A 26,679-nucleotide genomic window follows, 5' to 3' on the forward strand; every position below is an offset into this window, starting at 1 on the left:
TCGTTCTAGAGCGCCGCCGCCAGTTCCGTGCCCTGCTTGATGGCGCGCTTGGCGTCCAGTTCGGCGGCCACGTCGGCGCCGCCGATGAGGTGGACTCCGCGGCCCGTGGCGCGCAGCGCCTCGTACAGGTCGCGGCGCGGCTCCTGTCCGGTGCACAGCACGATCGTGTCGACCTCCAGGACCTGGCTGTGGCCGTCGACGGTGACGTGCAGTCCGGCGTCGTCGATCCGGTCGTACTGGACACCCGGAACCATGGTGACGCCCCGGTGCTTGAGCTCGGTGCGGTGGATCCAGCCGGTGGTCTTGCCGAGTCCAGCGCCGACCTTGGACGCCTTGCGCTGCAGGAGGTGCACCGTGCGCGGCGGGGCGGGCCGTTCGGGGGCGCCGAGACCGCCGGGGGTCCGGTAGTCCATGTCGACGCCCCAGCTCCGGAAGTACGTCGCCGGGTCCTCGCTCGCCTTGTCCCCGCTGTCGGTGAGGAACTCGGCGACGTCGAAGCCGATGCCGCCGGCGCCGAGGATGGCGACACGGTCGCCGACGGGGGCGCCGTCGCGCAGGACGTCGAGGTAGCCGACGACGCTCGGGTGGTCGACGCCCGGGATCTCGGGGGTGCGCGGGCTGACGCCCGTGGCGACGACGACCTCGTCGTACGTCTCCAGGTTGTCCACGGTGGCCGGGGTGTTCAACCGGATCTCCACGCCGTGGAGTTCGAGCTGGGTGCGGAAGTAGCGGATCGTCTCGTCGAACTCCTGCTTGCCGGGAACCCGGCGGGCGACGTTCAGTTGACCGCCGATGTCGTCCGCGGCGTCGAACAGCGTGACGTCGTGGCCGCGTTCGGCGGCGCTGACGGCGCAGGCGAGTCCGGCGGGTCCGGCGCCCACGACGGCGACGGTCTTGCGCAGCCGGGTCGGCGCGAGGACGAGCTCCGTCTCGTGGCAGGCGCGCGGGTTGACCAGGCAGGAGGTGATCTTGCCGCTGAACGTGTGGTCGAGGCAGGCCTGGTTGCAGCCGATGCAGGTGTTGATGGCTTCGGGGCGTCCGGCCGCGGCCTTGGCGACGAAGTCGGGGTCGGCGAGCATCGGGCGGGCCAGGGAGACCATGTCGGCGTGGCCCTCGGCGAGCAACTGCTCGGCGATCTCCGGGGTGTTGATGCGGTTGGTGGTCACCAGCGGGATGGAGACCGAGCCCATGACCTTCTTGGTGACCCAGGCGTAGGCGCCGCGGGGCACCGAGGTCGCGATGGTGGGGATGCGGGCCTCGTGCCAGCCGATGCCGGTGTTGATGATCGTGGCTCCGGCGGCCTCGACGGCCCGCGCGAGCGTGATGACCTCGTCGAGCGAGGAGCCGCCGGGCACCAGGTCGAGCATCGACAGCCGGTAGATGATGATGAAGTCGTCACCGACGGCCTCGCGGACGCGGCGGACGATCTCGACGGGGAAGCGCATCCGGTTCTCGTACGAGCCGCCCCAGCGGTCGTCGCGCCGGTTGGCCTGGAGGGCGATGAACTCGTTGATGAGGTAACCCTCGGAGCCCATGATCTCGACGCCGTCGTATCCGGCCTGCCGGGCGAGCCGGGCGGCGCGGGCGTAGTCGTCGATCGTCTGCTCGATCTCGGCGTCGCTGAGCTCGTTCGGCACGAAGGGGCTGATCGGGGCCTGCAGCGCGCTGGGGGCGACCAGGTCCTGGTGATAGGCGTACCGGCCGAAGTGCAGGATCTGCATCGCGATCTTCCCGCCCTCGCGGTGCACCGCGGCGGTGATCTCGGCGTGCTGCGCGGCCTCGGCCTCGGTGGTCAGCTTGGCGCCGCCCTCGTACGGCCGGCCGGCGTCGTTGGGCGCGATGCCGCCGGTGACGATCAGGCCCACGCCGCCTCGCGCGCGGGTGGCGTAGAACTCCGCCATGCGCTCGAAGCCGCGCTCGGCCTCCTCCAGGCCCACGTGCATGGAGCCCATGAGTACGCGGTTGGGCAGCGTGGTGAAGCCCAGGTCGAGCGGGTTCAGCAGATGCGGGTAACGGCTCATCGGGCCCCTCCGTGGGCGGTGTCGTACGTCTGTTGTAGACGACGGGCCGCGCGTTATGCAACTAGTTGCACAATGAGGAGGATCACTTGACCGACGGCCGCGGGCGGAGGGCGGCGCCGGCGCGGGACCCCGCGGGGGCATGGGGCGCCCGTGAGGCGAGGGTCCCGTGAGGCGAGGGACCCGCGGGGCTAGCGCGACCCGCGGGCGCCGGCCGGTGGGACACCCGCCCTGAAGCCGGAGGCACCGTCGGCCGCGGGCCGCTTCGCGGTTCAGCCGAGGGCCACGCGGGCCACGAGGGCGGCGACCGCCTCGGGCTGGTCGACCATCACCACATGGCCCGCGTCGGCGACCGGGACCATCGTCACGTTGGGGCTGGCCTCCAGCCCGGCCCTCTCCTCGTCCTTCAGGCCGATCTCGTCACGGTCGCCGCGTACGACCCAGGCGGGCACACCCGAGTCACGGAGCCGGGGGACGAGCGTCCCGTACCGGTCCAGGTGGTCGAAGTAGCGGCGGATCATGACCCGGCAGAACGCCGGGTCGTTCTTGGCCAGGTCGGCGCCCAGCACCTCGCGGCGGTCCGGGGGCACCATCTGCCCCACGACGCGCGGTGTCGCCTTGACCAGGCCGAACCAGGTCAGCGCCCCGAGGCCCGGCACCCGCCCGAGGCTGTTGGCGATCGTGAGCGCCTTGTCCTCGTCGGACACCGAGAACGACGGGGAGAGCAGGACCACGGGTCCGGCGAAGTGCCCGCCGGCCGCCATCTCCAGGGCGACGTTGGCGCCCAGGCTGTGGCCGACCACCACGCCACAGCCCCGCTCCGCGGCCAGGGCTCCCGCCATCGCCGCGTAGTTCTCGATGGAGAGATCGCGCGGCGGCGTGGTGCCCGCGTGGCCCGGGAGGGTCGCGGCCACCAGCCGCACCGGCGCGGAAGCGAGCGACGGTGCGGCCATCAGGTCGTCGTAGAACACGGTGCCGCACATCCCGCCGGGCAGCAGCAGGACCCGGGTGTCCGCGTCGGCGGGCCCCGACTCCTTGATGTCCCACGCGTCGAACTTCTCGGGGGTGCTGGTCATGTCCGGGCCTTCCGCTGGCACCTGTCGTCAGCCAGAGTGTGGCGCGCGGAGCGGAAGGAACGGCCGATCAGGGGCCGAACGCGGCATGTCGCCCGCGCCCGGCCCGCCGGGTCAGGGCTTCACGCCGATCACCACGTTGGCGTTCCACTCCTCCGAGACGGCCAGTCGCGCGATCAGTCCGGCGCGGGCGAAGGCCTCGACGGCCGTGAGCGCCTGCCGCTCGCTCGTCTCGACGAGGAGACAGCCGCCGCGGGCCAGCCAGCGCGGCGCCTCGGCGGCGACCCGGCGCGCGAGGTCGAGTCCGTCCGCGCCGCCGTCGAGGGCGACCAGGGGTTCGTGGTCGCGGGCCTCCGACGGCAGCAGGCCGACCTCGTCGGTCGGGACGTACGGCACGTTCGCGGCCAGGACGTCGACCCGGCCGCGCAGCGTGGCGGGCAGAGCCGCGAAGAGGTCTCCCTCGTGGACCCGGCCCGCGAACGGCGCGACGTTGCGGCGGGCGCAGCGCACCGCCGCCGGGTCGATGTCGGCGGCGTGCAGTTCGGGACCGCCGAGAGAGGCGGCCAGCGCGGCGCCGACGGCGCCCGAGCCGCAGCACAGGTCCACCACGAGGGACGCGCCGCGCGCGAGCGCGACGGCTTGGTCGACCAGGAATTCCGTACGGCGCCGCGGTACGAAGACACCGGGGTCGAGGCCGATCCGCAGGCCGTGGAACTCGGCCCAACCGAGGACGTGTTCGAGCGGCAGTCCCGCGACACGCCGGTCCACCATCGCGGCGGCCTCGTCCGGGGTGCGGGCGACGGAGCGGATCAGTTCCGCCTCGTCCTCGGCGAAGACACAGCCGGCGGAGCGGAGCGCGGCGACCAGGGGGTCTGCCGCGTCGGGAGCATCAGGAGAGAGAGGAGGCATGAAGCCGAGGGCCTTTCGACGAACCGAAGGGCGCTCCCACGGCCACCGTCAGACGGCGACCGGATTGCCTGGAGAGGAGAGCACCCGACCTGACACAGCGGTAATGGGTCTCACCTCCTCGACGGCTCGACGGCCGAGTCGTCCTCGGCCGGGACGGCCACCTTACAGGAACGATCAGTGGACGGGCGGGAGCATGCGACCGTCGTGCGACGACCGCTCGCCACCGGATTCACTCGGGTCGACATGGGTGACTCTCGCCCCTCCTGTCCCAAGTTGTACTATGCAACCAGGGCAGGTCAGGGAGGTCCCGTCATGGCATCCGCAGGATCCGGTGAACACGCCGTCGGAACGGGGACACCGGCCGACGACGTGCCGGCCGACGACGCGGTGGAGATCATCCAGCGGGAGATGACCGTCTTCGCCCGGCGGGCCCGCGCCTCGGCGGGACGCATGCATCCCGAGCTGTCGCTGGTCTCGTACACCCTCCTCGGACATCTGGAGGAGGTCGGCGGCTGCCGGGCCACGGACCTCGCCGCGCACTACGCGCTGGACAAGTCCACGGTCAGCCGCCAGGTGGCGGCACTGGAGCGGGCCGGGCTGGTCGAGCGGCGCATGGATCCCGAGGACCATCGCGTCCAGGTGCTGGACCTGACGGCCGCGGGCACGGAGATCCTCTCCCAGGTGACCCGGAGCCGCCGGTCGGCGTTCCGCGAGCGGCTGGCGGGCTGGCCCGATGAGGACCTCGCCCGCTTCGCCGCGTATCTGCTGCGCTACAACGCCACGGCCACCGCCCGCGACACCACCCCGAACCGGGCCACGACGGACTGACCCGGCACGTTCAGTGGTGCCACCCGTTCGGCGGTGTCATCCCACGCCCGCGGTCCGGTCGTCGCCCAGGTGCCCGGGCACCCGCGCGGCCATGAAGCGGACGTTGCGGCGCAGCCGGAATCCCAGCGACTCGTAGAGGCGGATGGCGCCGGTGTTGCTCGCGGCGGTGTGCAGGAACGGGGTCTCACCGCGCTCCCGGATGCCGTGGGCGACGGCCAGGATCAGCCGGGTGGCAAGGCCCTCGCCGCGATGGCCGGGATCCGTGCAGACCGCGCTGATCTCGGTCCAGCCCGTCGGGTGGAGCCGCTCGCCGGCCATGGCGACCAGGGCTCCGTTCCGGCGGATCCCGAGATACGTGCCGAGCTCGACCGTGCGCTGCTCGAAGGGGCCCGGCTGGGTCCGTTCCACCAGGTCCAGCATGTCCGGCACGTCGGCGGGGCCGAGCCGCACCGCCTCGGCGTCGGGCGCCGCGTCCAGTCCGTCGTCCACGAGCTGGACTCCGTCGAGGCTGAAGATCACTTCCCAGCCGTCCGGGGTCCGCCCGTCGAAACCGGCCAGCGGAACCTCGCCCCCGGGGCCCACCAGTACCGCCAGATCCGCCCAGTCCGCCGGCCCGGGATCGTCGGGAAGCGCCAGCCAGGGAGACACGTCCAGGGGGTAGCGCAGCACCCGTCCGCGCCGTTCGGCGAAGTGCGCGTGGGGCCCGGTGAGGGAGCCGAGCGCCGGGTTGTCGAGAGGGTGACGGCCGGCGGTGGTCCCCTGCGTCTCCGGGCCCTCGAACCGTGTGGAGACGTACGCCTCGGTCATCTGCTCCCTCACTCTCCTTCGCGTTGGTCACCGGTCACCGTGACACCGCTCACCGTCTGTGCGTGTACGGGCCACCGGAGTCCGCTCCAGAGGCAAGGAAGATCCGGGCGCGGCTATTCCCGGTCGCGGGAGAGTTCATACGCACGCAATGATCGGCGGCCGGTACCGGCTCGGAGCACGATCCATGTGCGCGTACCGTTGAATGGTCAAGCAGCGTGCGCCGGGACACCGACCCGCGCCCGTACCACCGTCACCCTCGATCCGCCGGCCGACCGCCGTCGCCGGCGACCACGCTCGATCGTCGCCGACGACCACGCTCGATCCGCGGGCCGTCGTCCCCCGCGGTCCTGGAGGCACCACCCGTATGAACGTCACGCGAGGCTTCACCGGCCGCCCGCGCGTCCACAACGCCGGACTGCCGCCGGGACAGTACGACGCCGGCGACGACTGGCCCGTCCTGTCCGCCGAGGTGACCCCGGACCTGGCGCCCGCCGACTGGACCCTGCGGATCGACGGCCTGGTGGCCGAACCGCGGACCTGGGACTGGGAGCAGGCGCACGCGCTGCCCGCCTCGTCGTACGAGGGCGACATTCACTGCGTGACGAGCTGGTCGAAGTTCGGGGTGCGGTTCGGGGGCGTGTCACTGGACACGTTCCTGGAGGCCGTACGACCCGATCCGGCGGCCACGCACGCGGTCGCGTACGCGCACACCGGGTACACCGCGAACCTGCCGCTGGCCGACCTCACCGGCGGTCGCGCGTGGATCGTGTGGGAGTACGACGGGCGCCCGCTGCCTGCCGAGCACGGCGGCCCGGCGCGGCTCATCGTGCCCCATCTGTACTTCTGGAAGAGCGCCAAGTGGATCGCGGGCATCAGGATCCTCGACCGCGACGAGCCGGGATTCTGGGAACAGAACGGCTACCACGCCCGCGGCAACCCCTGGGAAGAGCAGCGTTACTCCGGTGACTGAGACCATGACCTTCGTACCGCCGACACGGTTCGCCGTGCCCGGACGCATCGCGGTGGACACACAAACGGCCACCACCTGGCAGACCGCCACACTCACCGAGATCCGGCCCGAGACCCCGCACGCGGCCACCTTCCGGTTCGCCGTTCCCGCGTGGGCGGGACATCTGCCCGGCCAGCATCTGATGCTGCGGCTCACCGCCGGGGACGGATATGTGGCGCAGCGCCACTACTCCATCGCGTCCTCCCCCGACGACACCGGCCACATCGAACTGACCCTGGACCACGTCGACGGCGGTGAGGTCTCCGGCTGGTTCCACACCGTGGCCCGGCCCGGCGACTCCGTCGAGGTCCGCGGTCCGAACAGCGGCTTCTTCGCCTGGCCCGGGGACCGGCCCGCGCTGCTCGTCGGAGCGGGTTCCGGCGTCGTACCGCTGATGTCGATGCTGCGACACCACCGAGCGCGGGCCCTGGACGTACCGCTGCGCCTTCTGGTCTCCGCGCGCAGCCCCGAAGAGCTCATCTACGCGCGGGAGTACGGTGCCGAAACCACAGCCGTGTTCACGCGCGCGGCCCCGGCCGGTGCGCCCGTCGGACGTATGACCGCCGCACATGTGGCGCCACTCCTGGCTGAACAGCCGCCCGGTGGGTGGGAGACCTACATCTGCGGTTCCAACGGATTCGCGGAACACGCCTCACGCCTGCTGGTCGAGGCAGGCCAGCCGGTGGACCGAATCCGGATCGAACGGTTCGGCTGAGGTCTGGTGTCGGGTGGCGGGTGTCGAGTCGGGGCTGCGTGAGCCGTGGGGGAGATTCACCAGGAGCACGCCTCGTCGGACGGTGGGCTGACAGGCGAGCGACGCCACATGCCGCGACGCCGAACGCCGCTTCCACAACGACACCATGAACGCGCTGGCGGAGCCTGCCGCGTGAGGGGTCGGCCGGGTCAGTCCCAGTCGGACGTCGGCTGGTCCACTCGGCCACCTTGGTGCGGTGCGGGGATGTGGTCCGGGGCGCCGGCGGGTAGCTCGGCCACACACTTCGGCGAGCAGGCGTTGACCAGCAGAGGTAACACGTCGGTGGCCACGCGCCGCGAGATCCACACCTGATGGAGTCCACCGGGCACGATCGGACCGTCACAGACACTGCAACCGCGGATGGCCGTGGCGCCCCGGCGCCGCGGTTCGAGGTTTCCCAGATCACCTTCCACAGCCGAGCCCGCGGAAGACACAAGTCGTGGAAACGGCGCTCGCAGCTTGTAGTTGCCGAACAACGCGCGCGTGCTCACCGTGCTACGGGTCAGCTTCCGGCATCGGGTGATCTCGTACGGGAACCAGTGCAGCCGGTAGGAGGTGTAGGGGGTGAACTCCTCCAGGCCGCTCATGGCACCGATCTCGGGTGGGATCCGGACGAGGTTGCTGCCGTAGAGCACGAGGTGCCTGACGGCGGTGAGCTTGGCGATGCTCGGCGGCAAGGTGATGATCTGTCGCCGCTCTTGGGGGCTGAGCTCGATCAGCGGGCGGAACTCCTCACGTCCGTCGGCGGCGGCCTCGTCGACCATGTCCAGCAAGCGCCGCCAGCCTGGCGCGGAGGTGTCCTGCCGTTCGGCGTGGAAACCGACCCGAGCCCGCGGGCGCGGCCTGCCCTGGTCGAGGCACGAGCACGCATCGACCTTTCGGGGCCCGCCCGCGCCAAGCGCCTGACCTGACGTGTCGCCCCAGCGGTTCACGAGGAGCCGCGGCTCTCCCTCGTCCGTCATGGCGCCAAAATACGGAAGGTGTCCGGATCCGTCACGGTGAATAAGTGGGTTCGAAAAACACCCAGTTCAACGCTTGGTCGGCGAAGTCGACGCCGCCGTGGGGGCGGGGCAAGAGGAGCGGGTGGCATCGAGCCCGATGCTCAGACCAACGCGGGGCGCTCTCGCCAGGGCGCTGTCAGCGGGTCACTGCCACCGATCCCACGATCAGCAACCCGACTCCCATGAATCCGAACTGGAGCCTCATACGTTCAAGGCTCGTCCAGGGCGTGCCCCATCGCGTCCTGTGCGTGAACATCACATCCGCCCAGTCCCACACCCAAATGTCCGCGCCGCGATAGCCGCATGCCACCACGATGAAAGCGCAGCCCGCGATGAGGGCGAGCACCCCCTGAATCAAGCCGTCCCCCCACCTCACCGGTATCGTCACTGCCGCGGCATTGTCGCAGGTGGCGCCGGTTGACGCGCTCCGGGCAAGTCACCAGGATGCGCGTCATGCTGCAGCTCAGCGCGCGAGCCACCCACGACGGCCAGGGCCAGCGATGGGTTCCGCCGAAAAGTAATGAACCGTCGCTCGCGGGCTCGCCGTGCCAGTGTGAGGGCGTGGCGAAGATCGAGACGACAGATGTGCCTGCGGCCGGGCGCCGGGGCGGGCGTGGACTTCTCTACGCCTACCGGGTGCGTGGGCTCGGCCGCAGCGCCGTGGTCCTCTGGATCGGCGGTGAGGACGACGAGCCCGACCACGTGCTGGCGTTGCCGGAAGGTGATCACTTTCGGGTGCCGTTGTTCGCGACAGTTCGGCAGGCGCGGATGTACGCGGACCGACGGGGGCGGAGGCTCGCCTGTCCTGAGGCCGACACCCTGGAGCTCGGCCGTGTCCAGCGTTGGCTGGAGAATCCAGCACGCCGGAATGTCCCCTCGGGTGCGCTGCTGGAGGCCTGGAACTTCTTCGAAGACCTGGCCGGAGGACTCGGTGAAGTTCACCGGCTGCCTCCGCAGAACGCGGTGCATGACAGCGCCTACGAGAAGCTGTTCGGAGGCGAGTGCTCCACATGGACACCCACAGAGCGACGGGCTGTTCTGGAACTGGTCACTGCCGGTGTGGAGTTGTGGAACTCCTGCCCATCGATCGTCAAGCCCCGCTCGAACACTTCCTTCGGCCGTGGGCGGGGTACTTCGGGAGACCTGTGATCCCCCGCTTCGCATCCGTCCTGCCGATCGTCGAGCACACGCATCCCGACGCCGGCACCTCGCCTCGGCGGCTCCGGATCTCCGCTCGCTGGTAGCCTCTGCACGCGCTGACCTGCGCAGCCGTCCTGGAAATCTGTCCTGCGGCTCCGTTCTTCGGAAGAGTGACGTGATCAAGCGGGTGCACATGACCGCCGGAGTGGTTTTGGCTGCAGTCATAGCCTTGTCCGGGTGTGGTGCCACGAAATCGGGCCAGGCGAAGTCCACTCCGCGGCCCTCGCCGACGGCGACGTCCGGCAGCCCGCTCGGCACCCCCGGTGCCGACTCCGCGTCAAGTACCGGTGAAAGCGGCGGCACTCAGCGTTCCACCCCCACGGCGTCCCCCTCCGTCACCGCCCGGCCCCTGAAGGCCGGCACCGCCCTGCTCACGCACTGTGCGAACGAGGACGACCCGTACGTGACCGTCGAGGTCAGGAATCCGAACAGTCGCGAGGGCCTCTTCGCCGTGAAAGTCCACTACAAGAACGCGGACGGATTCACCATGAGCGAGAGCTACGACCAGGTGTCCGTGTCCGCGAAGGGCAGGACAAGGCTCCGGGTGGCCGTCGCCAGCATGGGCCCCCTGGACGAGATCGCTCGCTGTGAGGTCGTTCCACGGGCCTCCGTCGTACGCTGACGGACCGCTCTGGTGGGTGCGCCCACGTGGCCGTGGCGGGCCCGCGAGGGCGGACGTACGGTGTGATCATCCTCGTTCGCGTGCCGAAAGGTGGTCCCTGATGGCCCTGTTCGACCTCCCGCTCGACGAACTCCGCTCCTATCGCAGCGCGTCCACCGAGCCCGAGGACTTCGACTCCTTCTGGGCCAGAACGCTCAAGGAAGCCCGCGAACACGACCTCGCCGCCCGCTTCGAGCCGGTCGGGATCCCGCTGAAGACGGTCGCGGTCCACGACGTCACGTTCGCCGGGTTCGGCGGACATCCGATCAAGGGCTGGCTGACCGTGCCGGCGTGGGCGAACTCCCCGCTGCCTACGGTCGTCGAGTTCATCGGGTACGGCGGCGGGCGCGGACTCCCGCACACGCATCTGCTGTGGGCGTCGGCCGGCTTCGCGCACTTCGTGATGGACACGCGCGGCCAGGCGAGCGTGTGGGGCGGCGGTGACACCCCGGACCCGGTGGGCAGCGCGCCCGCCTTCCCGGGGTTCATGACGCGAGGGATCGAGGACCCGGAAACCTACTACTACCGACGGCTGTTCACGGACGCGGTGCGCGCCGTGGAGGCTGCCCGCTCGCATCCGCTGGTCGACCCGGCGCGGGTGGCCGCGCTCGGCGGGAGCCAGGGCGGCGGCATCACCATCGCGGTCGGCGGTCTGGTGCCCGACCTGGTGGCGATCGCCCCCGACGTCCCGTTCCTGTGCGACTTCCCGCGCGCCACGACCCTCACGGACCGCGCCCCCTACCGCGAGATCGGCAACTACCTCAAGACCCACCGCGGTCGCACGGAACAGGTGTGGCGCACCCTCTCCTACTTCGACGGGGTGCACTTCGCGGCGCGCGGCCGGGCACCCGCCCTGTTCTCGGCGGCGCTCGAGGACCAGACCTGTCCGCCGTCGACGGTCTTCGCGGCCTTCAACGCCTGGGGGAACGCGGACAAGGAGATCGAGGTGTACGACTTCAACGACCATGAGGGCGGCGGCCCTTACCAGCAGGCGGCGCAGCTGCGCTGGCTGCCCCGGCGCGTCTGAGGCCGGCGATGGACACGACCGCGGCGGCCCGGCGCTTCGTCCGGGTGTGGGAGCGGGCCTGGGCGGCGCACGACGTCGAGGCGATCCTGGAGCTGTACGCGGACCACTGCGTCCACCGGTCCATGCCGTTCCGCGAGCCCCATCACGGCAGGGACGAGCTCGCCGCGTACCTCCGCTGGTCCTTCGAGTCCGAGAACACGACCGACGTCCGCTTCTCCGAACCGATGGTCGGCCAGGACGGGCGGGCGGTCGCCGAGTTCCGCGTCCTCGCGCAGGAGGACGGCCGCCCCACGACCCTCGCGGGCTGTGTCCTCGTCCGCTTCGACGCCGCGGGCCTGGCGGTGGAGACACGGGACTACTGGCACAGCACCCAAGGGTCCGTACCCGCTCTTCCGTGGCGGACGGCCTAGTACCGCGACGGCTTCCGCCGTGACTGCCGGCGCCAGGAAAAGGGACGTCGACAATCCGTATTCCTGTCGACCGGAGACTCCTTTCTTCTCCTTGGCCAAAAGGACTTACGGGCGGCCGAAAACCGGGCTTTAACCCCGCTCCAAGCGGCCCCGATCTAGACATTCAGGGGCACATTCCGGCCCGGGGCGCCATAGATCCTTGCCCCATGCAGCCGCCTTGCAGGATCTTCATGGGGAAAGCCCGAGACAAGACGACGGAAGGATCGCACGGAGGCAGAAAGGCACCGTATTTGCAAGCCTTCACGCGTCCGGCCGTGTCGTGCTCTCCCCGTTAAAATATTGAAAGAAGGAGAAGTTGTGATCTCAAGGACGATGAGGGTAGCCCGTTCCGTGGCCGTGGCGGCGGTGTCCACCCTGGCCGTCACGATGGCCATGCCCACCGGCAACGCGTTCGCCATCGACCACATCGAGTGCCGTGGCGGGGCGGACTACCTGAAGATCTGGTCGCACCTGGACGGGAGGTCCAGCGTGGACTGCTACGCCAACAAGGGCCGGACCAACTTCGGCTCCTGGTGGGTCGACCGCATTTCGACAGGCAACAACGATCTCATCTACTACGACGCGAACGGCGACTCCGTGCGCATCAACCGGTGGACCGACATCACTTTCCCGAGCCGTCCCCCGCTGGTCAAGGACATCGAAATCCTCTAGGGGACGATCAGGAAACTCCCCAGGAGGGTCCGCACTGACGCGCGCCCTTCCCGGATATGAATTCGTCCCGCGTGGAATTGAATTCCACACCGGGATCAACCGAATTCTCTCCGGGTTATCGATACAGGTCGCGCGGTTTTCGCGCGGCCTGTATCGGCCTGTTCCCGTGTCATTCCGGGTCATTCCGGGGGCACGATCACGGGCGTGCGGGGAGAAGAGCGATCTCCACCGATGACGACTCGGTCGTGTCAGAAGAGGCCGGCCCACTGCGCGTCAACGCTCCAGGTGCTCGCTCCCGCCGCGTAGTCGGCGCAGAGCGCGGCCACCTCGTCCCGCCCGCTCAGCACACAGCGGTAGTGGTGTTCCATCGAGCCTTCCCGGTGTTCGACGGCGAAGCCGTCCGTGGCGAGGCCCGCGTTGGGGCCGTGGCCGACCTGAAGGAAGTGGCCGCTGCGCCGCTCCAGGATCAGGAACCAGTTCTCCGCGGACAGTCGGCGCACGGCGCGGTCGATCACCTCGGGGTCCGCGTCCTCCACCTTCAGCCCGACGCACGGCCGAAGGCTCAGCCCGTCGGCCCCGCGCTGCGCGGGCGGACGGTGCAGCACCTGGGCCTGCGGGTCGAGGCAGACCAGACCGTGCCGGCCGGCGAGGGCCACCACCTCGGGTGCCGTGTCGTCGGCCCGGCTCCAGGACATCGGCATGATCACATGCGCGGCGGAGACGTCGAGGCCGGCCGCCCAGGGGGACGCCTCCGTCCGCGCGTCGTCGTCCGCCGCGGTCGAGAGCCCGGGGAACCGGTCGGTCAGTTCCCGGTGGAAGGCGGCCACGGCCTCGTTCGCCGCGACTCCGGCACCGGTCAGGTCGCCGTCGCACAGCCGCTCGTACGTGCGCGTGGCGTCGGCGACCGAGACGCGCCCGGACTCGAACCACACCGCAAGGTCAAAACTCACGTCGCCTCCATCCACCGAACCTGACGCGGCGAGACTACGGCCGACCCTGACAACGCCTCCCCCGCATCGGCGTATTGGGGCACCCGCTATGCCGACGCCCCGCGTGCGCCCGACGCCCCGCCGCCTGCCCGCTCTCCGCCGCCCGTCGGCGCATCGAGGAGTTCCAGCTCCTCCGGGGCGAGCCGCAGGGCGCCGGCCGCGATGTTCTCGTCGAGGTGGGCCGGGTCGGCCGTGCCCGGGATGGCCAGGACGTGGGGCCCGCGGTGGAGGGTCCAGGCGAGCCGCACCTGGGCCGGCGTCACGCCGTGGGCGCGGGCGACCGTGCGGACCCGTTCGTCCCGCTCCTGTCCGGCCGCCGCCTCCCTGCGCAGTCCTGAGACCGCGAAGAACGGGACGAAGGCGATGCCGAGCTCGCCGCAGAGATCCACCAGTCCGCTCTCGTCGGCCCCGCGCGCGTCGAGCCCGTAGGAGTTCTGCACGCAGACGACCGGACCCATGGACCGGGCCTCGGTGACATGCTCGGGGCCCACGTTGGAGAGGCCCAGGTGACGGATCAGACCCGCCTCGCGCAGTTCGGTGAGCGCCCCGAAGTGCTCGGCGACGGAGTGCGTGTCACGACCGTTCCGGCGCAGGTTCACCACGTCGAGATGGTCCCGGCCGAGCTGCCGCAGGTTCTCCTCCACCTGACCGCGCAGTTGGTCGGGGCGGGCCATGGCGTACCACTCGCCGGACGGGTCGCGGCCCGGCCCGACCTTGGTGACGACGACCGCGTCGTCCTGGCGGGACGACAGCGCGCGGTTGATCAGCTCGTTGGCCGAGCGCAGCGGTGAGAAGTAGAAGGAGGCCGTGTCGATGTGGTTGACGCCCTGGTCGATCGCCCGGCGCAATAGGTTGACCGCGAGGTCGCGGTCGATCGGCGGGCCGTCCGAGTTCCCGGCCATGCCGTTGCCAGTCAGTCGCATCGCTCCGTAGCCGATCCGGTTGACCTCCAGGTCGCCCAGTTTCCAAGTCCCCGCGGCCGCCGCGCTCACTGTGCACCGTCTCCTCTCGTCCCGGGCCTGGGTGGACGGTCGTCTCACCCTCCGGCCGGAGCCAGGAGTATGCGGCGGCCACGAGGCGTGCCGACAGAGGTGCGGGCCGGGCGAATTGTCACACTCGATTCGGGAACGAACCGTCCCTGCACGGCCGTTGAACCTCCTGAGAGAGCATCGGATGGACTTGCTGCCGCATCCCCTGGGAGCTGCTGCCAGACGTTCCCTTGGACCTGCTGCCAGACCTTCCCTTGGGCCGGCTGACACACGTTCCCTTGGACCTGCCGACAGACCCTCGGTCCGGGGCCCGCGCGATCGGCGTCCGGCCGGGGACTTTCGGACACGATGGGTCGGGTGGGTCTCGCGATCTCGCGGCCCCGCAGGCAGGGGTGCGCCGAGATGCGTGACCGGTCGGGCGGACCCACGCATCGCCCTCGGCCCAAGGATGTCCGCACGCGAGGACGCCGGGGGCGGAGCCCTCCGGGCGCGGCGCGGGGCGATCGGGAGCGCGGGCGGAATTCGGCCGAAGTCCCCGGACGCTCTTTGCTAGTGGTTTAGACCAATGCTACATGTGGTGGCGCACCGAGCTCACACGGCTACTTCATGTCACCATGCAGGAGGCGCGGACATGGCCCGCACCACCCATCCGACCGACCACGAACCGCTCTACGCGCGGATCGCCGCACAGCTGCTCGGCGAGCTGCGTGACGGGATCATTCCGCCCGGCGAACGACTGCCGGGGGAACGCGAGTTGGCCACTCGTTTCGGCGTCAGCCGGGAGACCGTACGGCAGGCGCTGCACATGCTGCGGCGCGACGGCCAGGTCTCCACCGACCGACGGGGCAGCCATGCGACGCTGTCCGGCACCGGAGCCGAACACGTCCCGTCCCTCGACTTCCCCGTCGGCGCGCACACCGGAGAACCCGAGGGGTGCCGCCGGACCACCGTGACCTGGGAGACTCCCCCACCGGAACACGCGAAGGCCCTCGGACTCGCCCCGCGGCGGGCGACGTTGGTCCATCGCTACGAGTCGGCCGCGACCGACGGAAGCGGACTGCGCTCGGCCGTGACATCGTTTTCCGCCATCGCCGTGACCGAGGTGGAGGAGCTCGCCCGCTACCGCGACCGGGCGGACGGCCACGCCTCGGCACAACTCTCACGCGCCTACGACTGGATGCGCAAGGCGGGTCTGACCCTGCACCACCGGGACGCGATCACCAGACTCCCGCAGTCCGTACGGGTCACCCGCCGCGTGCACGACCAGTACGACCGCCCCCTGGAAATCACCGATCTCACCGTGGACGCCCAACAGGACGCCCTGGTCTACGAGTTCACGCTGCCGGCGGCCACGTGAGCACCGGGGGCGGGGAACGGCGTCACACGCCGCCACCGGGCGCTCCCGGGGTGTCCTCACGTGTGGCCACGACCATGCGGGCGCGCGGACTGCCGTCCCGTCGGCGGCCGAACTCGTTCAGCGCGTGAAGCTCCGTCCGGAATCCGGCCCGCGCCAGCTCCCGCTCGACGTCGCCGAGCCGGAACGTGCGGTAGTACATGACGAAGGTCGGACGCCGGACGGCGTTGCGCACCCGCATCACCGTGTCGAAACCCAGCAGGGCCCAGTACCAGGGTGAGTCGGCCCGTGGCGGGGCCATGATCGGGAAGGCGAAGCGTCCGCCCGGGCGCAGGACGGCGCGGACGCCGGAGAACAGGCCGGGCAGCTCACGTGGCAGAAAGTGCCCGAAGGCGCCGAAACTCACGACGAGGTCGAACTCCGGCCCGAAGGGCAGGGCGCGGGCGTCCGCCCGGACGAAGGCGACCGACGGCGCCCCGCTCCCGCCCGCCGGGGACGCCTGTTTCCCCGTCCCGAGCCGCGAGCGTCCGACCGCGAGCATGCCCGCGCTGATGTCGACCCCGGTGACGCTGTCCCGGCACAGATCCCGCAGGACCTCCACGCCCGCGCCGGTGCCGCAGCAGAGGTCGAGCCCGGTGGCGAACGGCCCCATCGGTTCGAGGGCGCTCCCCACGGCTTCGAGGATCGCGTCCGGGGTCCGGAACGGCGTGTGGTCGAACTTGGGCGCGAGCAGGTCGTAGCCGTGCTCGATCGACGAGAGAGCCTGCACGGCCAGCTCGCGGAGGGTGGGACCCTGCGGGGTGAACATCCCGCCGAGCTTAGGACCTGTCCGGCCGGTCAGGGTGGAGGATGCCGACGGCGCCATGAGGGGGACGGCGGCCTGTGGGGCAGCGGGCGCCGGGTGCGCTCATCTATCGTCCGGGGCATGACCTCGTTCCGCCCCGCCCCCGCCTGGCTGGCCGACGCCGTCTTCTACCAGATCTATCCGCAGTCGTTCGCCGACTCCAACGGTGACGGCATCGGCGACTTCGCCGGAATCACCGAACGCCTCGACCATCTCGCGTGGCTGGGCGTCAACACCGTATGGCTCAATCCGTGTTTCGAGTCCCCGTTCGGGGACGCCGGGTACGACGTCGCCGACTATCTGCGCGTCGCACCCCGCTACGGAACGGCCGACGACCTCGCCCGTCTCGTCGACGCGGCGGGCCGGCGCGGCATCCGTGTGCTCCTCGACCTCGTGGCGGGCCACACCTCCGACCAACACCCCTGGTTCCGGGCCGCACTGGACGATCCGGCCGACGACCGCTACATCTGGGCGCCCGAGGGACAGGCCCCGGACGGCTTCGTCCCCTCCCCCGGAACCCGCCCGGGGGCTTACCTGCCGAACTTCTTCGCGTTCCAGCCCGCCCTCAACTTCGGTTACGGGCGCGCCCGTCCGGACGAACCCTGGCGCCTGCCGGTCGACGCACCGGGTCCGCGCGCCAACCGGGCCGCACTGCGGACGGTGATGGACCACTGGCTGGGCCTGGGCCTGGCCGGCTTCCGCGTGGACATGGCCGCCTCGCTCGTGAAGGACGACCCGGACAAACGGGAGACGGCCGCGATCTGGACGGAGTTGAGGCGCTGGCTGGACGGCGCGCATCCGGAGGCCGTGCTCCTCTCGGAATGGGGCGAACCCGAGGTGTCCGTCCCGGCCGGGTTCCACGCCGACTTCTTCCTCCAGTTCGGCGGCCCCACCGACGGGCTGGCCCTGCGCTCGCTGTGGAGCAACGGCGAGGGCACGGTCAACGAGTCCTGGGACCCGCTCGACTGCTTCTTCGACGCCGAGGGTCGCGGCTCACCGGGCCCGTTCCTGGAGGCCTGGCGCAAGGCCACCGGCGCGGTCGGCAAGAGCGGGTTCATCGCGCTGCCGACCGCCAACCACGACTTCTCCCGTCTCAACTGCGGCCCCCGCACGGCCGGTCAGCTTCCCGCCGCGTTCGTCTTCCAGCTCACCTGGCCGACCCTTCCGGCGATCTACTACGGCGACGAGATCGGCATGCGCTACGTTACCGGACTGCCCGAGAAGGAGGGCAGCGTGCTGGGACCGCGCTACAACCGCGCGGGTTCCCGAACGCCGATGCAGTGGGACGACAGCCCCAACGCCGGTTTCTCCACGGCTCCTTCCGACCGGTTGTACCTCCCCCTCGATCCGTCCCCGGACCGCCCGACGGTCGCCGCACAGCGGGCCGACGACACCTCGCTCCTGCGTCTCGTACGCCGACTGGTCGCGCTGCGCACCGGGGCGCCGGAGCTGGGGGCGACCGGCTCGGTCGAGGTGCTGCACGCCGGATACCCGTTCGTGTACGTGCGGGGCGGCCGGTATCTCGTCGTGGTCAACCCACGCCGGGAACAGGCGAGTTGTCGTGTCGAGTGGACCTCCGCCGTCCGCTCCCTGGAATCGGACGGCGTCGGGATCGGCGCCGGAACGGTGAGCGCCCGCGGATTCGGCTACGGCGTCTTCGAACTCACCGGCTCGCGGCCCGGATCAGCCGCCCAGACGTAGCCCGGCGAGCCAGACGTCCGGGGTGTTCGGGACGGCTTCCGAGCGCGGGGCCGCCGACACGGACCGCTTCGTCCGCGCGCGGGGGGCGAGGAGCGCGCCGAGGGCTCTCCGGGCACGCCGCACCGGGGCGGACATCGCCGCCGGCGCGGCCGTACCGACGGCGGGGCCGGAGACGGGGCCAGGGACGGGGGCGGGGGCAGGGCTGGGGCTGGGGCTGGGGCTGGGGCTGGGGACAGTCAAGACCGGCGCAGCATCCGTCGCGCATACCCGGAGCGACACGGTCGTGGGGGCCTGGGCAGTCATGGGACGGAACCTCCTGGAGCGTCGGGACAGTGGCAGGGTCGCCCCCGGCCCGACAATGGCCGGGAGGCGCCTTCACCCCACCGACGAAGGGCCCCTACGCGGATCGACACTCCGCGAGCCGCTTCTCCAGAAATCTCCGCTCGGCCGCGTTCTCCACCAGTCCGAGGGCCCTGTCGTACGCCTCGGCGGCCTCCGCCGCGCGTCCGGCGCGGCGCAGCAGGTCCGCGCGGGTGGCGGGCAGCAGGTGGTAGGCGTCCAGCTCGCCCTCCGCCTCCAGTTCGGCGACCAGGGCGAGGCCCGCGTCGGGGCCTTCGGCCATGCCCACGGCGACCGCCCGGTTGAGCCGGACCACGGCGGAGGGCACGAAGCGCCGGAGCTCGCCGTAGAGGCCGGCGATGTCGGCCCAGTCGGTCTCCTCGGCCGTGGCGGCGGTGGTGTGGCAGGCGGCGATGGCGGCCTGGATCTGGTACGGGCCGGGGCGCCCGCGGCGCAGGGCGGTCTCCAGGAGTGCGGCGCCCTCGTCCGCCTCGGAGGTGTCCCAGGCGGTACGGTCCTGGTCCTCCAGGGTGACCAGGTCGCCGGAACTGTCGACGCGGGTGCCGCTGCGGGCGTCGTGGAGCAGCAACAGCGCGAGCAGCCCGAGGACTTCGGGCTCGTCGGGCATCAGACCGGCCAGCACGCGGGCCAGGCGGATCGCCTCGGCGGATAGGTTCGCGCGCACCAGATCGGCGCCGGCCCTGGCGGCGTACCCCTCGTTGAAGAGCAGATAGAGCACGCCGAGGACGCCGGTGGTGCGTTCGGGCAGGAGGTGCGCGGGCGGTACGCGGTAGGGGATGCCGGCGTTGTGGATCTTCCGCTTGGCGCGCACCAGTCGCTGTGCCATCGTCGCCTCGGGGACGAGGAAGGCGCGCGCGATCTCGGGCGTGGTGAGCCCGGCCAGGGTGCGCAGGGTGAGCGCCACCCGGGCCTCGATGGCCAGCGCCGGGTGGCAGCAGGTGAAGATCAGCCGCAGCCGGTCGTCGTGGACCCCGCTCTCCTCGTCGGGTTCCGGTGCGTACAGGTTGTACGGACCGTACGGGTCGTACGGTCCATCGTCGCGCGTCGACACCGCCACCTCCCGCAGCTTCCGCGCACCGACCGCCTCGCGGCGCAGCACGTCCAGGGCACGGTTGCGTGCGGTCGTGGTCAGCCAGGCGCCGGGGCGGCGCGGCACCCCGTCGCGCCGCCACCGGTCGAGCGCCTGGGCGAAGGCGTCCTGCGCGCACTCCTCGGCGAGGTCCCAGTCGCCGGTCACCCGGATCAGGGTGGCGACGACCTGGCCCCACTCCGCACGGAACGCGGCCGCGACCGCCTCCTCGACGCCGTCGTTCACTCCCAGAGCGGCCGCACCTCCACGGAGCCGCCGCCCAGCGCCGCCGGATGCCGGGACGCGAGCGCGATGGCCTCGTCGAGGTCGGCGACCTCGATGATGTCGATGCCCGCGACGTACTCCTTCGATTCGACGAACGGTCCGTCGGTGAGGAGGACTTCGTCGCCCTGGACCCGGACGGTGGTGGCGTCGGCGGCCGGGCGCAGCCGGGCGCCGCCCTTCGCGATGCCGCGCTCTCGCACCTCCTGGATGTACGAGGTGAACCGGGGGTCGTCGGCCATCTCCTCGGGGGTGAGTTCCTCGCCGTCGACCGGAGTGCAGATGAACAGGGCGTACTTCATGGCCGTGCCTCGCCGGCCGGCGGGCGGCCGGCGTCCGACGGCACCGAGATGTGCTGGTGCACGATCTGCCAGCGGTCACCGGCCGCGCGGTAGCCCGTGGTGACGCGTGTGGTGGAATCCAGTGTCGTGCCGTCCGCGAGCGGGGCGCGTACGCGCACCAGGGCGTGGCTGAAGGCGACGCTCTCGTCGATGCGCAGCCGGAAGTCGAGCACTTCGCGGTCGGCGGGGCCGGCGAGCGCCGCGAACCACTGTTCCTCCGCCTTGCGCAGGGCGTCGGCGCCGCTCTGTTCCATACCGCTCACGGGGTGGAAGACCTCGACGTCGGGGGCGTAGCAGGCCATGGCCCGGTCGAGGTCCCGTTCGCGCAGGGCCTCGGTGAGTTCGGCGTCGAGGCGGCGGATCTCCCCCGCGGCGTCCTCGTCGTCCCAGAAGGGGCGGACCTCCATGGCGCCGATGGTGGCGACCGGGTGCTTCGCGGCGGCCTCGATCGCCTCCTCCATGTCGGCGCAGTCGAGGATGTCGAAGCCGGCGACGTACTCCTTCGTCTCGGCGAACGGCCCGTCGGTGCGGAGCACTTCGCCGTCGCGTACGCGGACGGTGACCGCGTCGGCGGGCAGCCGGAGCCGGTGGCCGTGCAGGCGGACGCCGCGCTCGGCGCCCAGTTCCTCGACCCACGGTTCGACGGGCGCCATCCCGGAGGCGTCGGCGGTGTCGTCGCCGCAGACCAGCAGCATGTACTTCATGGTTCCTCCTGGTACTCATGAGCTTCCTACACCCCACCGACGGACGGCACTCCGGCGAATCGACAGGCGGCGAAATCTTTTTTCCCGAACGCCGTCAGAAGCGGGAGGCGCCGGGCCGTACGGGAAGGACCTGGACGCTGTTGCCGACGAAGCTGGTCTGCTGCGTGAGCTCCGACTCGGACACGGCGAGGTCCAGGTCGGGGAAGCGGGTGAACAGCCGTTCCAGGGCGATGGTGGCCTCCATCCGGGCGAGCGGCGCGCCGAGGCAGTAGTGGGCGCCGTGGCCGAGGGAGAGGTGGCGGACGGCGTCGGGGCGCCCGGGGCGGGTGACGTCGAACAGGTCGGCGTCCGGCCCGTGCGCCGCCCGGTCGCGGCCCGCTGCCGTATAGCCGGCGAGGACGGGCGTGCCCCGGGGGATGACGGTCCCGTCGACGGTCAGGTCCCGTACCGGATAGCGGAAGGGGAAATAGCTGACGGGGGCGTTCCAGCGCAGGGTCTCCTCGACGACGTCCCCCCAGCTCGCCTCGCCATCGAGGACCGAGTCGAGCTGGTCCCGGTGCCCGCACAGCGCTCGTACGGCGTTGGTGATCAGGTTCAGGGTGGTCTCGTGCCCGGCGATGATCATGAGTACCAGGGTGCCGATGAGCTCCTGCTGGCTGAGCCGGTCGCCGTCCTCGTCCCGGGCGGCGATCAGTGCGCTGGTGAGGTCGTCGCCGGGATTCTCGGCGCGGGCGGTCGCGACGGCGCTCAGCACGGCCACCAGTTCGCGGTTGGCGGCGACGGCCTGCTCGGGGCCGATGTCGGTGGCGACGACCTGGTTCGTCAGATGGTGGAGCCGGTCGCGGTACTCGGCGTCGACACCGAGGAGTTCGCCGATGACGCTCATGGGCAGCGGGAGCGCGAAGTGCTCGCGCAGGTCGGCCGCTCCCCCTCCAGCCTCGGCCGCCGCGTGCAGGCCGTCGAGCAGTCCGGAGGTCAACTCTTCTATGCGGGGCCGCAGTCGCTCGACGCGTCGCGCGGTGAACGCCTTGCTGACGAGGGACCGCAGCCGCCGGTGGTCGTCACCGTCGGCGGTGGTCATCCCCTGGACGGTGGCGAAGGTCATGAGCGGCCAGCCGGCGGCGATCCTCCCCTCGCGCAGGGCCGTGAAGTGCTGGGCCCCCTTGGCGACGTCGGGGTGGGCGAGGAACTCCTTCAACGCCTCGTGCCCGAGCACCACCGCGCCCTCCACCGCTCCGGGCAGCTCCACCGTCGCGACGGCGCCCCGCGCGAGCAGCCGCGCGTTGTCGGCGTGCGGGCAGCCGCCCGCGGGGTCCAGGCGGTGCGGTGTGACGGACGAGGTGTCCACCGTGTTCTCCTTGCTGCTGGGCCGGGTTGACGGTCGTACGACGCCAACAGGCCCCGTACGACGATCGATTGTGCCTGCTCACAGCAGCGTGCGCAGCAGCTCGGCGAAGCCCTTCGGGTGGGTCAGGTTGCCGTTGTGGCCACCGGGGAAGTGGACCGGCGCGACGCCGAGTCCGGCGGCCAGCTCCTCGGCGCAGCGGTAGTCGAACACCTGGCGTGGTGTGGTGCGTCCGGCCGCGGGGACGATGCGGACCGGTCCGCCGCGGAGCGCCGCGATCTCGTCCTGTCCGAGTTCGGCCCGGCTCATGGTCACGGCGTCGTGCGCGATGAAGAAGGTGAAGTTCGCCTCGCGGGACGCGTCCAAGGGGGCCGGTCTGACGCCCGGCTCGACGTCCTGGCGGGCCGGGTCGATGCCGAGGATCTCGCCGATCCTGCGCACTCCGGCGATCCAGCCCTGCTCGCGGAAGACCTCACGCATCTCGTCCAGCTCCCGCCGGGCGCGCAGCTTCTCGGCCTCGGGGAGCATGCCGGGGATGGCGGGTTCGTGGGCGACCAGGACGCTCAGCCGCTCGGGCCGTCGCCGGGCGAGACGGAGCCCGATGACGGCGCCCATGCTGCACCCGAGCATCAGCGCGGGCCCGTCGGCGAGGTGGGCCAGCAGCCGGTCCACGTCGTCCACGTGCTCGTCGAGCGTGGCGCCGCGGGCCGGGTCGTCGAGCACGCTGCGGGACAGCCCGCGCCGGTCGTACGTCACCACGGTGTACGCCTCGACGAGGTGGTCGACCATCGCGTCGCTGCGGTTGGCGTCGCCCTCGCCGCTCTGCGACACGAGCAACAGGGGCCCCTCACCTCGCACTTCGTAGTGGAGGGCGGCGCCGGGGACGGACAGTGAGCCGGTACGGGTGGCCTGCATGACGGGCTCCTCACATGGTCGCTCGCGGACACCCCTCGGTGTCGCGTCTCTTCTCGAAGATAATCCATCATTTTTGATGCATCAAGAGAGATGCATTATTCCTGATGCATCTTGCTTGATACGATCTCGAGCCATGAACGGAGCGGAACTCTTCCTTCTGGGCCGGACCCTGATGAAGATCGGCGAGGAGGCCATCCCCGCCGAGGGCGTGGGCCGACGGTCCACGAGCACCCGGTCCATGCTGATCGTGATGCTGGACGTGTACGCCAACCCCGACACCACGGTCGGCGAGGTCGCCGTCCGCACGGGCATGCCGCAGAGCGCCGTGTCGGCGTGCGTGGCGCGCCTCAAGGAGGCGGGCTCGGTCCTCACCGTCACCGACCCCGCCGACCGCCGCCGCTCCCTGATCCGGCGCGTCCCCGAGGTCACCGGCCGCCGGGCCGAGGTCGCGGCGACCCCGGTCGACGCCGCGCTGGGCGCCGCTCTCGGCACCGAGGACGACGCGGAGATCGCCGAGACGGTCGCCCTCCTGGAACGGCTCGCCGAACGGCTGTCGCCCGACGTTCTCGGGCGCCTGCGCTGACCCGGGCCCGGCCGGCCCATCAGCCCGGAGGGACATGACCGGGGCCCGCCGGGCCCGAAGGCTCCCTCCACGGGAAGCGGAATGCGCACCTGCCTCCTTACGCTCGTAGGGACACGTTTCCTTGGATCGCGTGGAACGCGGTCCCGGAGGTGACAGGCATGCGTGCCTCGCTGATGCAGCTTTCCGTGGACGACGCGGACTCCGCGGACGAGCGCCGCCACCGGGCGGCCTCGCTGGTCCGGGCCCGGGCCGGCGACGATCTGGTGGTGCTGCCGGAGCTGTGGGCGGCCGGCGCGTGGGCGTACGACCGCTGGGGGCACGACGCCGAGGGACTCGACGGCCCCACCGTGGAGGCCATGTCCGCCGCGGCACGCGAGGCCGGGGTCTGGCTGCACGCGGGGTCCATCGTCGAACGGGACGCGGACGGAACGCTGTACAACACCGCGCTGCTCTTCGACCGGGCAGGCGAGCTGCGCGGGTGCTACCGCAAGATCCACCGGTACGGGTTCGACACCGGCGAGGCGACCCTGATGGGCGGGGGCGACGCCATCGTCACCGTGCCCACCGACTTCGGGGTGATCGGCCTCGCCATCTGCTACGACCTGCGCTTCCCCGAACTCTTCCGGGGCCTGCTCGACGCGGGCGCCGAGCTGATCGCGATACCCGCCGCATGGCCGGCGGCGCGGCTCACCCACTGGCAACTCCTCACGCGGACAAGGGCATTGGAGGAGCAGGTCTTCCTCCTGGCGTGCTGCGCGACGGGCACGCACGGCGGAATGCGGCAGGGCGGACACAGCGTGGCCGTCGACCCGTGGGGAACCGTCCTCGGCGAGGCCGGCACCGCGGAGGACACCCTGACGGTGGACCTCGACATGGCCCAGGTCGCGCTGATGCGCGCCGAACTCCCCGTCCTGCGCGACCGCGTGCTCGCCATCGAGGCTCCCCGGCCGCGGTGAATCCGGCCGCGAACCAGGCGGACCGAGGCGCTTCGGAAGCTGGTTGATCCGGCGCCCGGCCCAGCGGGTCGAGGCGCTCGGGAGCCGGCAGATCCCACGTCAGGGCGGGCAAGGGGTTCCGGGCATACGGCAAATCCGGTGCCCGGCCCAGCGGATGGGGGCGCCCGGGAACCGGCGAATCCCACGTCAGACCGGGCAAGGAGTGCCGCGCACACGGCGAATCCGGCGCCCGCCCCAGCGGATCGGCGCAACCGGGAGCCGGCGGATCCCGCCGCGGATCGGGCCGGGATGGCGCCGCGGCGTGGGCGCCTGCCAGCCGGGGCGTGGGCGCCCGTCAGCCGGGGCGCGTGCCCCGGCGCCGTTCACCGGGCTCCCGATCCGCCGAGACGCGGATCACATCCCCGTCACCCCAACCCGTGCTACTGTGCGTACAGCACTCGTGTACGCCTCTTCCTTCAGGCGCCGGTGCCAGTTCCTTTCTCCCGCCGCCACACCGTCGATTCCGACGGGCGGACCGGCTTCTCGGCACCACCTCCCGCACACCACCGGGGACTTCTCCCGTCGTGTCCGAGGTGATGTTCCCGCCGCACCGAGGCGCGCCCCGCGCCCTCTCATCGCGGCCTCCCCCCTCCCTCACGCATGCCCATGCGATCCCGTCCCCGAGAGGACAACATCCCATGACCACCACACTCGAACACCCCCCAGTACAGGAGCGGCCCGAGGCCCGGACCGTCGCCGGTGTCCTCGACATCGACGGCAACGGGAAGGGGCACCTTCGCTCCGCGAACCTCCTGCCCTCACCCGACGACCTCCAGGTGTCCACCGCGCTGATCCGCCGTCACGGCCTGCGCAAGGGCGACACCGTGGAAGGGGTTCGCGGCGGGCCCCGGACCCTCACCGAGGTCGAGCGGATCAACGGCCGCGGCCCCGAAGAGCCGCGCCGCCGCCCGCACTTCGGCGACCTCACCCCGCTGCACCCGCGTGACCGGCTCCGGCTGGAGCACCCGGCGAGCGGTCTGAGCGGACGCGTCATGGACCTGGTCTCGCCGGTCGGCAAGGGCCAGCGCGGCCTGATCGTCGCCCCGCCGAAGACCGGCAAGACGGTCCTGCTCCAGCAGATCGCCGCCGCCGTGGCCGGCAACCACCCCGAGTGCCACCTGATGGTGGTGCTGCTCGACGAACGTCCCGAGGAAGTCACCGACATGCGGCGCTCCGTACGCGGCGAGGTCTACGCCTCCACCTTCGACCGGACGCCCAAGCAGCACATCGCGCTCGCCGAACTGGTCGTCGAACGGGCCAAGCGGCTCGTCGAAGCGGGCCAGGACGTCGTGATCCTGCTCGACTCGCTCACCCGGCTGTGCCGCGCGCACAACAACGCGGCCGCCGCCGGCGGGCGCACCCTCAGCGGCGGAGTGGACGCCGCCGCGCTCCAGGGCCCCAAGCGGCTCTTCGGCGCGGCACGCCTCGCCGAGGAGGGCGGCTCGCTCACCATCCTCGCCACCGCCCTGGTGGAGACCGGCTCCCGCGCCGACGACTACTTCTTCGAGGAGCTCAAGAGCACCGGCAACATGGAGCTCCGGCTGGACAAGACCCTGGCCGCCCGACGGGTCTTCCCCGCGGCCGACATCACCGGCTCCGGCACCCGCCGCGAGGAACTCCTGCTGTCGGCGGCCGAGTCGACCGCCGTACGGGGGCTGCGCCGCGCCCTGCTGACGCGTGACGGCCAGTCGGGTCTGGAGACGCTCCTGGAGCGGCTGCGCGCCACTCCGGACAACGCGACCTTCCTGCGCCACATCCAGCCGACCCTGCCGTCCTGACCCTCGCCCCGCGTTCGGCCCA

General features: G+C 71.4%; 26 protein-coding genes. 13 read left to right on the forward strand and 13 right to left on the reverse strand.

Annotation, left to right across the window (positions count from 1 at the left end):
* Positions 1–5: 5 nt before the first annotated feature.
* The 3 genes from ACIQ7M_RS04910 to ACIQ7M_RS04920 all read right to left on the reverse strand — a co-directional run bounded on the left by ACIQ7M_RS04910 (position 6) and on the right by ACIQ7M_RS04920 (position 4,000).
* On the reverse strand, positions 6–2,021 hold the full coding sequence (locus ACIQ7M_RS04910; protein ID WP_386975877.1) for an FAD-dependent oxidoreductase: 2,016 nt from the start codon (positions 2,019–2,021) through the stop codon (positions 6–8).
* 269 nt (positions 2,022–2,290) lie between these two features.
* On the reverse strand, positions 2,291–3,094 hold the full coding sequence (locus ACIQ7M_RS04915; protein WP_386975874.1) for an alpha/beta fold hydrolase: 804 nt from the start codon (positions 3,092–3,094) through the stop codon (positions 2,291–2,293).
* Positions 3,095–3,205: 111 nt separating this feature from the next.
* Entirely contained in the window at positions 3,206–4,000 is a 795-nt protein-coding gene (locus ACIQ7M_RS04920; protein ID WP_403639766.1) for a putative protein N(5)-glutamine methyltransferase, read from the reverse strand.
* A 408-nt stretch (positions 4,001–4,408) separates the two neighbouring features.
* Between ACIQ7M_RS04920 and ACIQ7M_RS04925 the strand changes: the two genes are divergently transcribed.
* Positions 4,409–4,828 (forward strand): MarR family winged helix-turn-helix transcriptional regulator, encoded by a 420-nt coding sequence (locus ACIQ7M_RS04925; protein ID WP_403640887.1) that lies wholly within the window; start codon positions 4,409–4,411, stop codon positions 4,826–4,828.
* Between the two features lie 36 nt (positions 4,829–4,864).
* On the opposite strand, the gene ACIQ7M_RS04930 is transcribed toward ACIQ7M_RS04925, so the two are convergent.
* The gene (locus ACIQ7M_RS04930) at positions 4,865–5,635 is read right to left on the reverse strand and encodes a GNAT family N-acetyltransferase (RefSeq protein WP_403639769.1); all 771 of its coding nucleotides are present in this window, start codon (positions 5,633–5,635) and stop codon (positions 4,865–4,867) included.
* A gap of 364 nt (positions 5,636–5,999) precedes the next feature.
* On the opposite strand from ACIQ7M_RS04930, the gene ACIQ7M_RS04935 reads away from it, so the two are divergent.
* Positions 6,000–6,605, forward strand: a complete 606-nt coding sequence (locus ACIQ7M_RS04935) for a sulfite oxidase-like oxidoreductase (protein ID WP_355769701.1) — start codon at positions 6,000–6,002, stop codon at positions 6,603–6,605.
* 4 nt (positions 6,606–6,609) lie between these two features.
* A complete protein-coding gene (locus ACIQ7M_RS04940) occupies positions 6,610–7,359 on the forward strand; it encodes a ferredoxin reductase (protein ID WP_403640890.1) in 750 nt (249 codons plus the stop codon).
* Positions 7,360–7,547: 188 nt separating this feature from the next.
* Here ACIQ7M_RS04940 and ACIQ7M_RS04945 read toward each other — a convergent pair whose 3' ends face one another.
* Positions 7,548–8,330, reverse strand: coding sequence for a leucine-rich repeat domain-containing protein (locus ACIQ7M_RS04945; protein ID WP_403639773.1), 783 nt, complete (start codon positions 8,328–8,330; stop codon positions 7,548–7,550).
* Between the two features lie 522 nt (positions 8,331–8,852).
* Between ACIQ7M_RS04945 and ACIQ7M_RS04950 the strand changes: the two genes are divergently transcribed.
* From ACIQ7M_RS04950 to ACIQ7M_RS04970, 5 genes are all read left to right on the forward strand, one after another.
* On the forward strand, positions 8,853–9,548 hold the full coding sequence (locus tag ACIQ7M_RS04950; RefSeq protein WP_403639775.1) for a hypothetical protein: 696 nt from the start codon (positions 8,853–8,855) through the stop codon (positions 9,546–9,548).
* Between the two features lie 220 nt (positions 9,549–9,768).
* The gene (locus ACIQ7M_RS04955) at positions 9,769–10,221 is read left to right on the forward strand and encodes a hypothetical protein (protein WP_403639778.1); all 453 of its coding nucleotides are present in this window, start codon (positions 9,769–9,771) and stop codon (positions 10,219–10,221) included.
* Between the two features lie 100 nt (positions 10,222–10,321).
* Positions 10,322–11,287: an acetylxylan esterase gene (locus tag ACIQ7M_RS04960; protein WP_403639780.1), complete on the forward strand. Its 966-nt coding sequence runs from the start codon at positions 10,322–10,324 to the stop codon at positions 11,285–11,287.
* Between the two features lie 8 nt (positions 11,288–11,295).
* Positions 11,296–11,697, forward strand: a complete 402-nt coding sequence (locus tag ACIQ7M_RS04965; RefSeq protein ID WP_403639783.1) for a nuclear transport factor 2 family protein — start codon at positions 11,296–11,298, stop codon at positions 11,695–11,697.
* Positions 11,698–12,069: 372 nt separating this feature from the next.
* Positions 12,070–12,408: a beta/gamma crystallin domain-containing protein gene (locus ACIQ7M_RS04970; RefSeq protein ID WP_355769718.1), complete on the forward strand. Its 339-nt coding sequence runs from the start codon at positions 12,070–12,072 to the stop codon at positions 12,406–12,408.
* A 248-nt stretch (positions 12,409–12,656) separates the two neighbouring features.
* Here ACIQ7M_RS04970 and ACIQ7M_RS04975 read toward each other — a convergent pair whose 3' ends face one another.
* Positions 12,657–13,358 carry a hypothetical protein gene (locus tag ACIQ7M_RS04975; RefSeq protein ID WP_403639786.1) on the reverse strand — a complete coding sequence of 234 codons (702 nt, stop codon included), beginning with the start codon at positions 13,356–13,358 and terminating at the stop codon, positions 12,657–12,659.
* Between the two features lie 86 nt (positions 13,359–13,444).
* Positions 13,445–14,389 carry an aldo/keto reductase gene (locus ACIQ7M_RS04980; protein WP_403639789.1) on the reverse strand — a complete coding sequence of 315 codons (945 nt, stop codon included), beginning with the start codon at positions 14,387–14,389 and terminating at the stop codon, positions 13,445–13,447.
* Between the two features lie 628 nt (positions 14,390–15,017).
* Here ACIQ7M_RS04980 and ACIQ7M_RS04985 point away from each other — a divergent pair.
* On the forward strand, positions 15,018–15,743 hold the full coding sequence (locus ACIQ7M_RS04985; protein WP_355769726.1) for a GntR family transcriptional regulator: 726 nt from the start codon (positions 15,018–15,020) through the stop codon (positions 15,741–15,743).
* Positions 15,744–15,765: 22 nt separating this feature from the next.
* Here the strand turns inward: ACIQ7M_RS04985 and ACIQ7M_RS04990 are convergent, their stop codons facing one another.
* Positions 15,766–16,548, reverse strand: coding sequence for a class I SAM-dependent methyltransferase (locus ACIQ7M_RS04990; protein ID WP_403639793.1), 783 nt, complete (start codon positions 16,546–16,548; stop codon positions 15,766–15,768).
* A gap of 117 nt (positions 16,549–16,665) precedes the next feature.
* On the opposite strand from ACIQ7M_RS04990, the gene ACIQ7M_RS04995 reads away from it, so the two are divergent.
* Entirely contained in the window at positions 16,666–18,285 is a 1,620-nt protein-coding gene (locus ACIQ7M_RS04995) for an alpha-amylase family glycosyl hydrolase (RefSeq protein WP_403639797.1), read from the forward strand.
* A gap of 397 nt (positions 18,286–18,682) precedes the next feature.
* On the opposite strand, the gene ACIQ7M_RS05000 is transcribed toward ACIQ7M_RS04995, so the two are convergent.
* From ACIQ7M_RS05000 to ACIQ7M_RS05020, 5 genes are all read right to left on the reverse strand, one after another.
* Positions 18,683–19,966, reverse strand: a complete 1,284-nt coding sequence (locus ACIQ7M_RS05000) for an RNA polymerase sigma factor (protein WP_403640893.1) — start codon at positions 19,964–19,966, stop codon at positions 18,683–18,685.
* Positions 19,957–20,298: a YciI family protein gene (locus tag ACIQ7M_RS05005; RefSeq protein ID WP_403640896.1), complete on the reverse strand. Its 342-nt coding sequence runs from the start codon at positions 20,296–20,298 to the stop codon at positions 19,957–19,959. The genes ACIQ7M_RS05000 and ACIQ7M_RS05005 overlap by 10 nt, the downstream gene beginning before the upstream one ends.
* Positions 20,295–21,041: a nuclear transport factor 2 family protein gene (locus tag ACIQ7M_RS05010; RefSeq protein ID WP_403639800.1), complete on the reverse strand. Its 747-nt coding sequence runs from the start codon at positions 21,039–21,041 to the stop codon at positions 20,295–20,297. Before ACIQ7M_RS05010 ends, ACIQ7M_RS05005 begins: the two co-directional genes overlap by 4 nt.
* Positions 21,042–21,135: 94 nt before the next feature.
* A complete protein-coding gene (locus ACIQ7M_RS05015; protein ID WP_403639802.1) occupies positions 21,136–22,389 on the reverse strand; it encodes a cytochrome P450 in 1,254 nt (417 codons plus the stop codon).
* A gap of 78 nt (positions 22,390–22,467) precedes the next feature.
* Positions 22,468–23,301 (reverse strand): alpha/beta fold hydrolase, encoded by an 834-nt coding sequence (locus ACIQ7M_RS05020; RefSeq protein ID WP_403639805.1) that lies wholly within the window; start codon positions 23,299–23,301, stop codon positions 22,468–22,470.
* Between the two features lie 133 nt (positions 23,302–23,434).
* Between ACIQ7M_RS05020 and ACIQ7M_RS05025 the strand changes: the two genes are divergently transcribed.
* From ACIQ7M_RS05025 to rho, 3 genes are all read left to right on the forward strand, one after another.
* Positions 23,435–23,884, forward strand: coding sequence for a MarR family winged helix-turn-helix transcriptional regulator (locus tag ACIQ7M_RS05025; RefSeq protein WP_403639808.1), 450 nt, complete (start codon positions 23,435–23,437; stop codon positions 23,882–23,884).
* Positions 23,885–24,042: 158 nt separating this feature from the next.
* A complete protein-coding gene (locus tag ACIQ7M_RS05030; RefSeq protein ID WP_403639811.1) occupies positions 24,043–24,840 on the forward strand; it encodes a nitrilase-related carbon-nitrogen hydrolase in 798 nt (265 codons plus the stop codon).
* 563 nt (positions 24,841–25,403) lie between these two features.
* A complete protein-coding gene (gene rho / locus ACIQ7M_RS05035) occupies positions 25,404–26,657 on the forward strand; it encodes a transcription termination factor Rho (protein WP_403639813.1) in 1,254 nt (417 codons plus the stop codon).
* The last annotated feature ends 22 nt before the right edge of the window (positions 26,658–26,679 follow it).

Source organism: Streptomyces sp. NPDC096324 (assembly GCF_044763015.1).
In the GTDB taxonomy this organism is placed as follows: domain Bacteria; phylum Actinomycetota; class Actinomycetes; order Streptomycetales; family Streptomycetaceae; genus Streptomyces.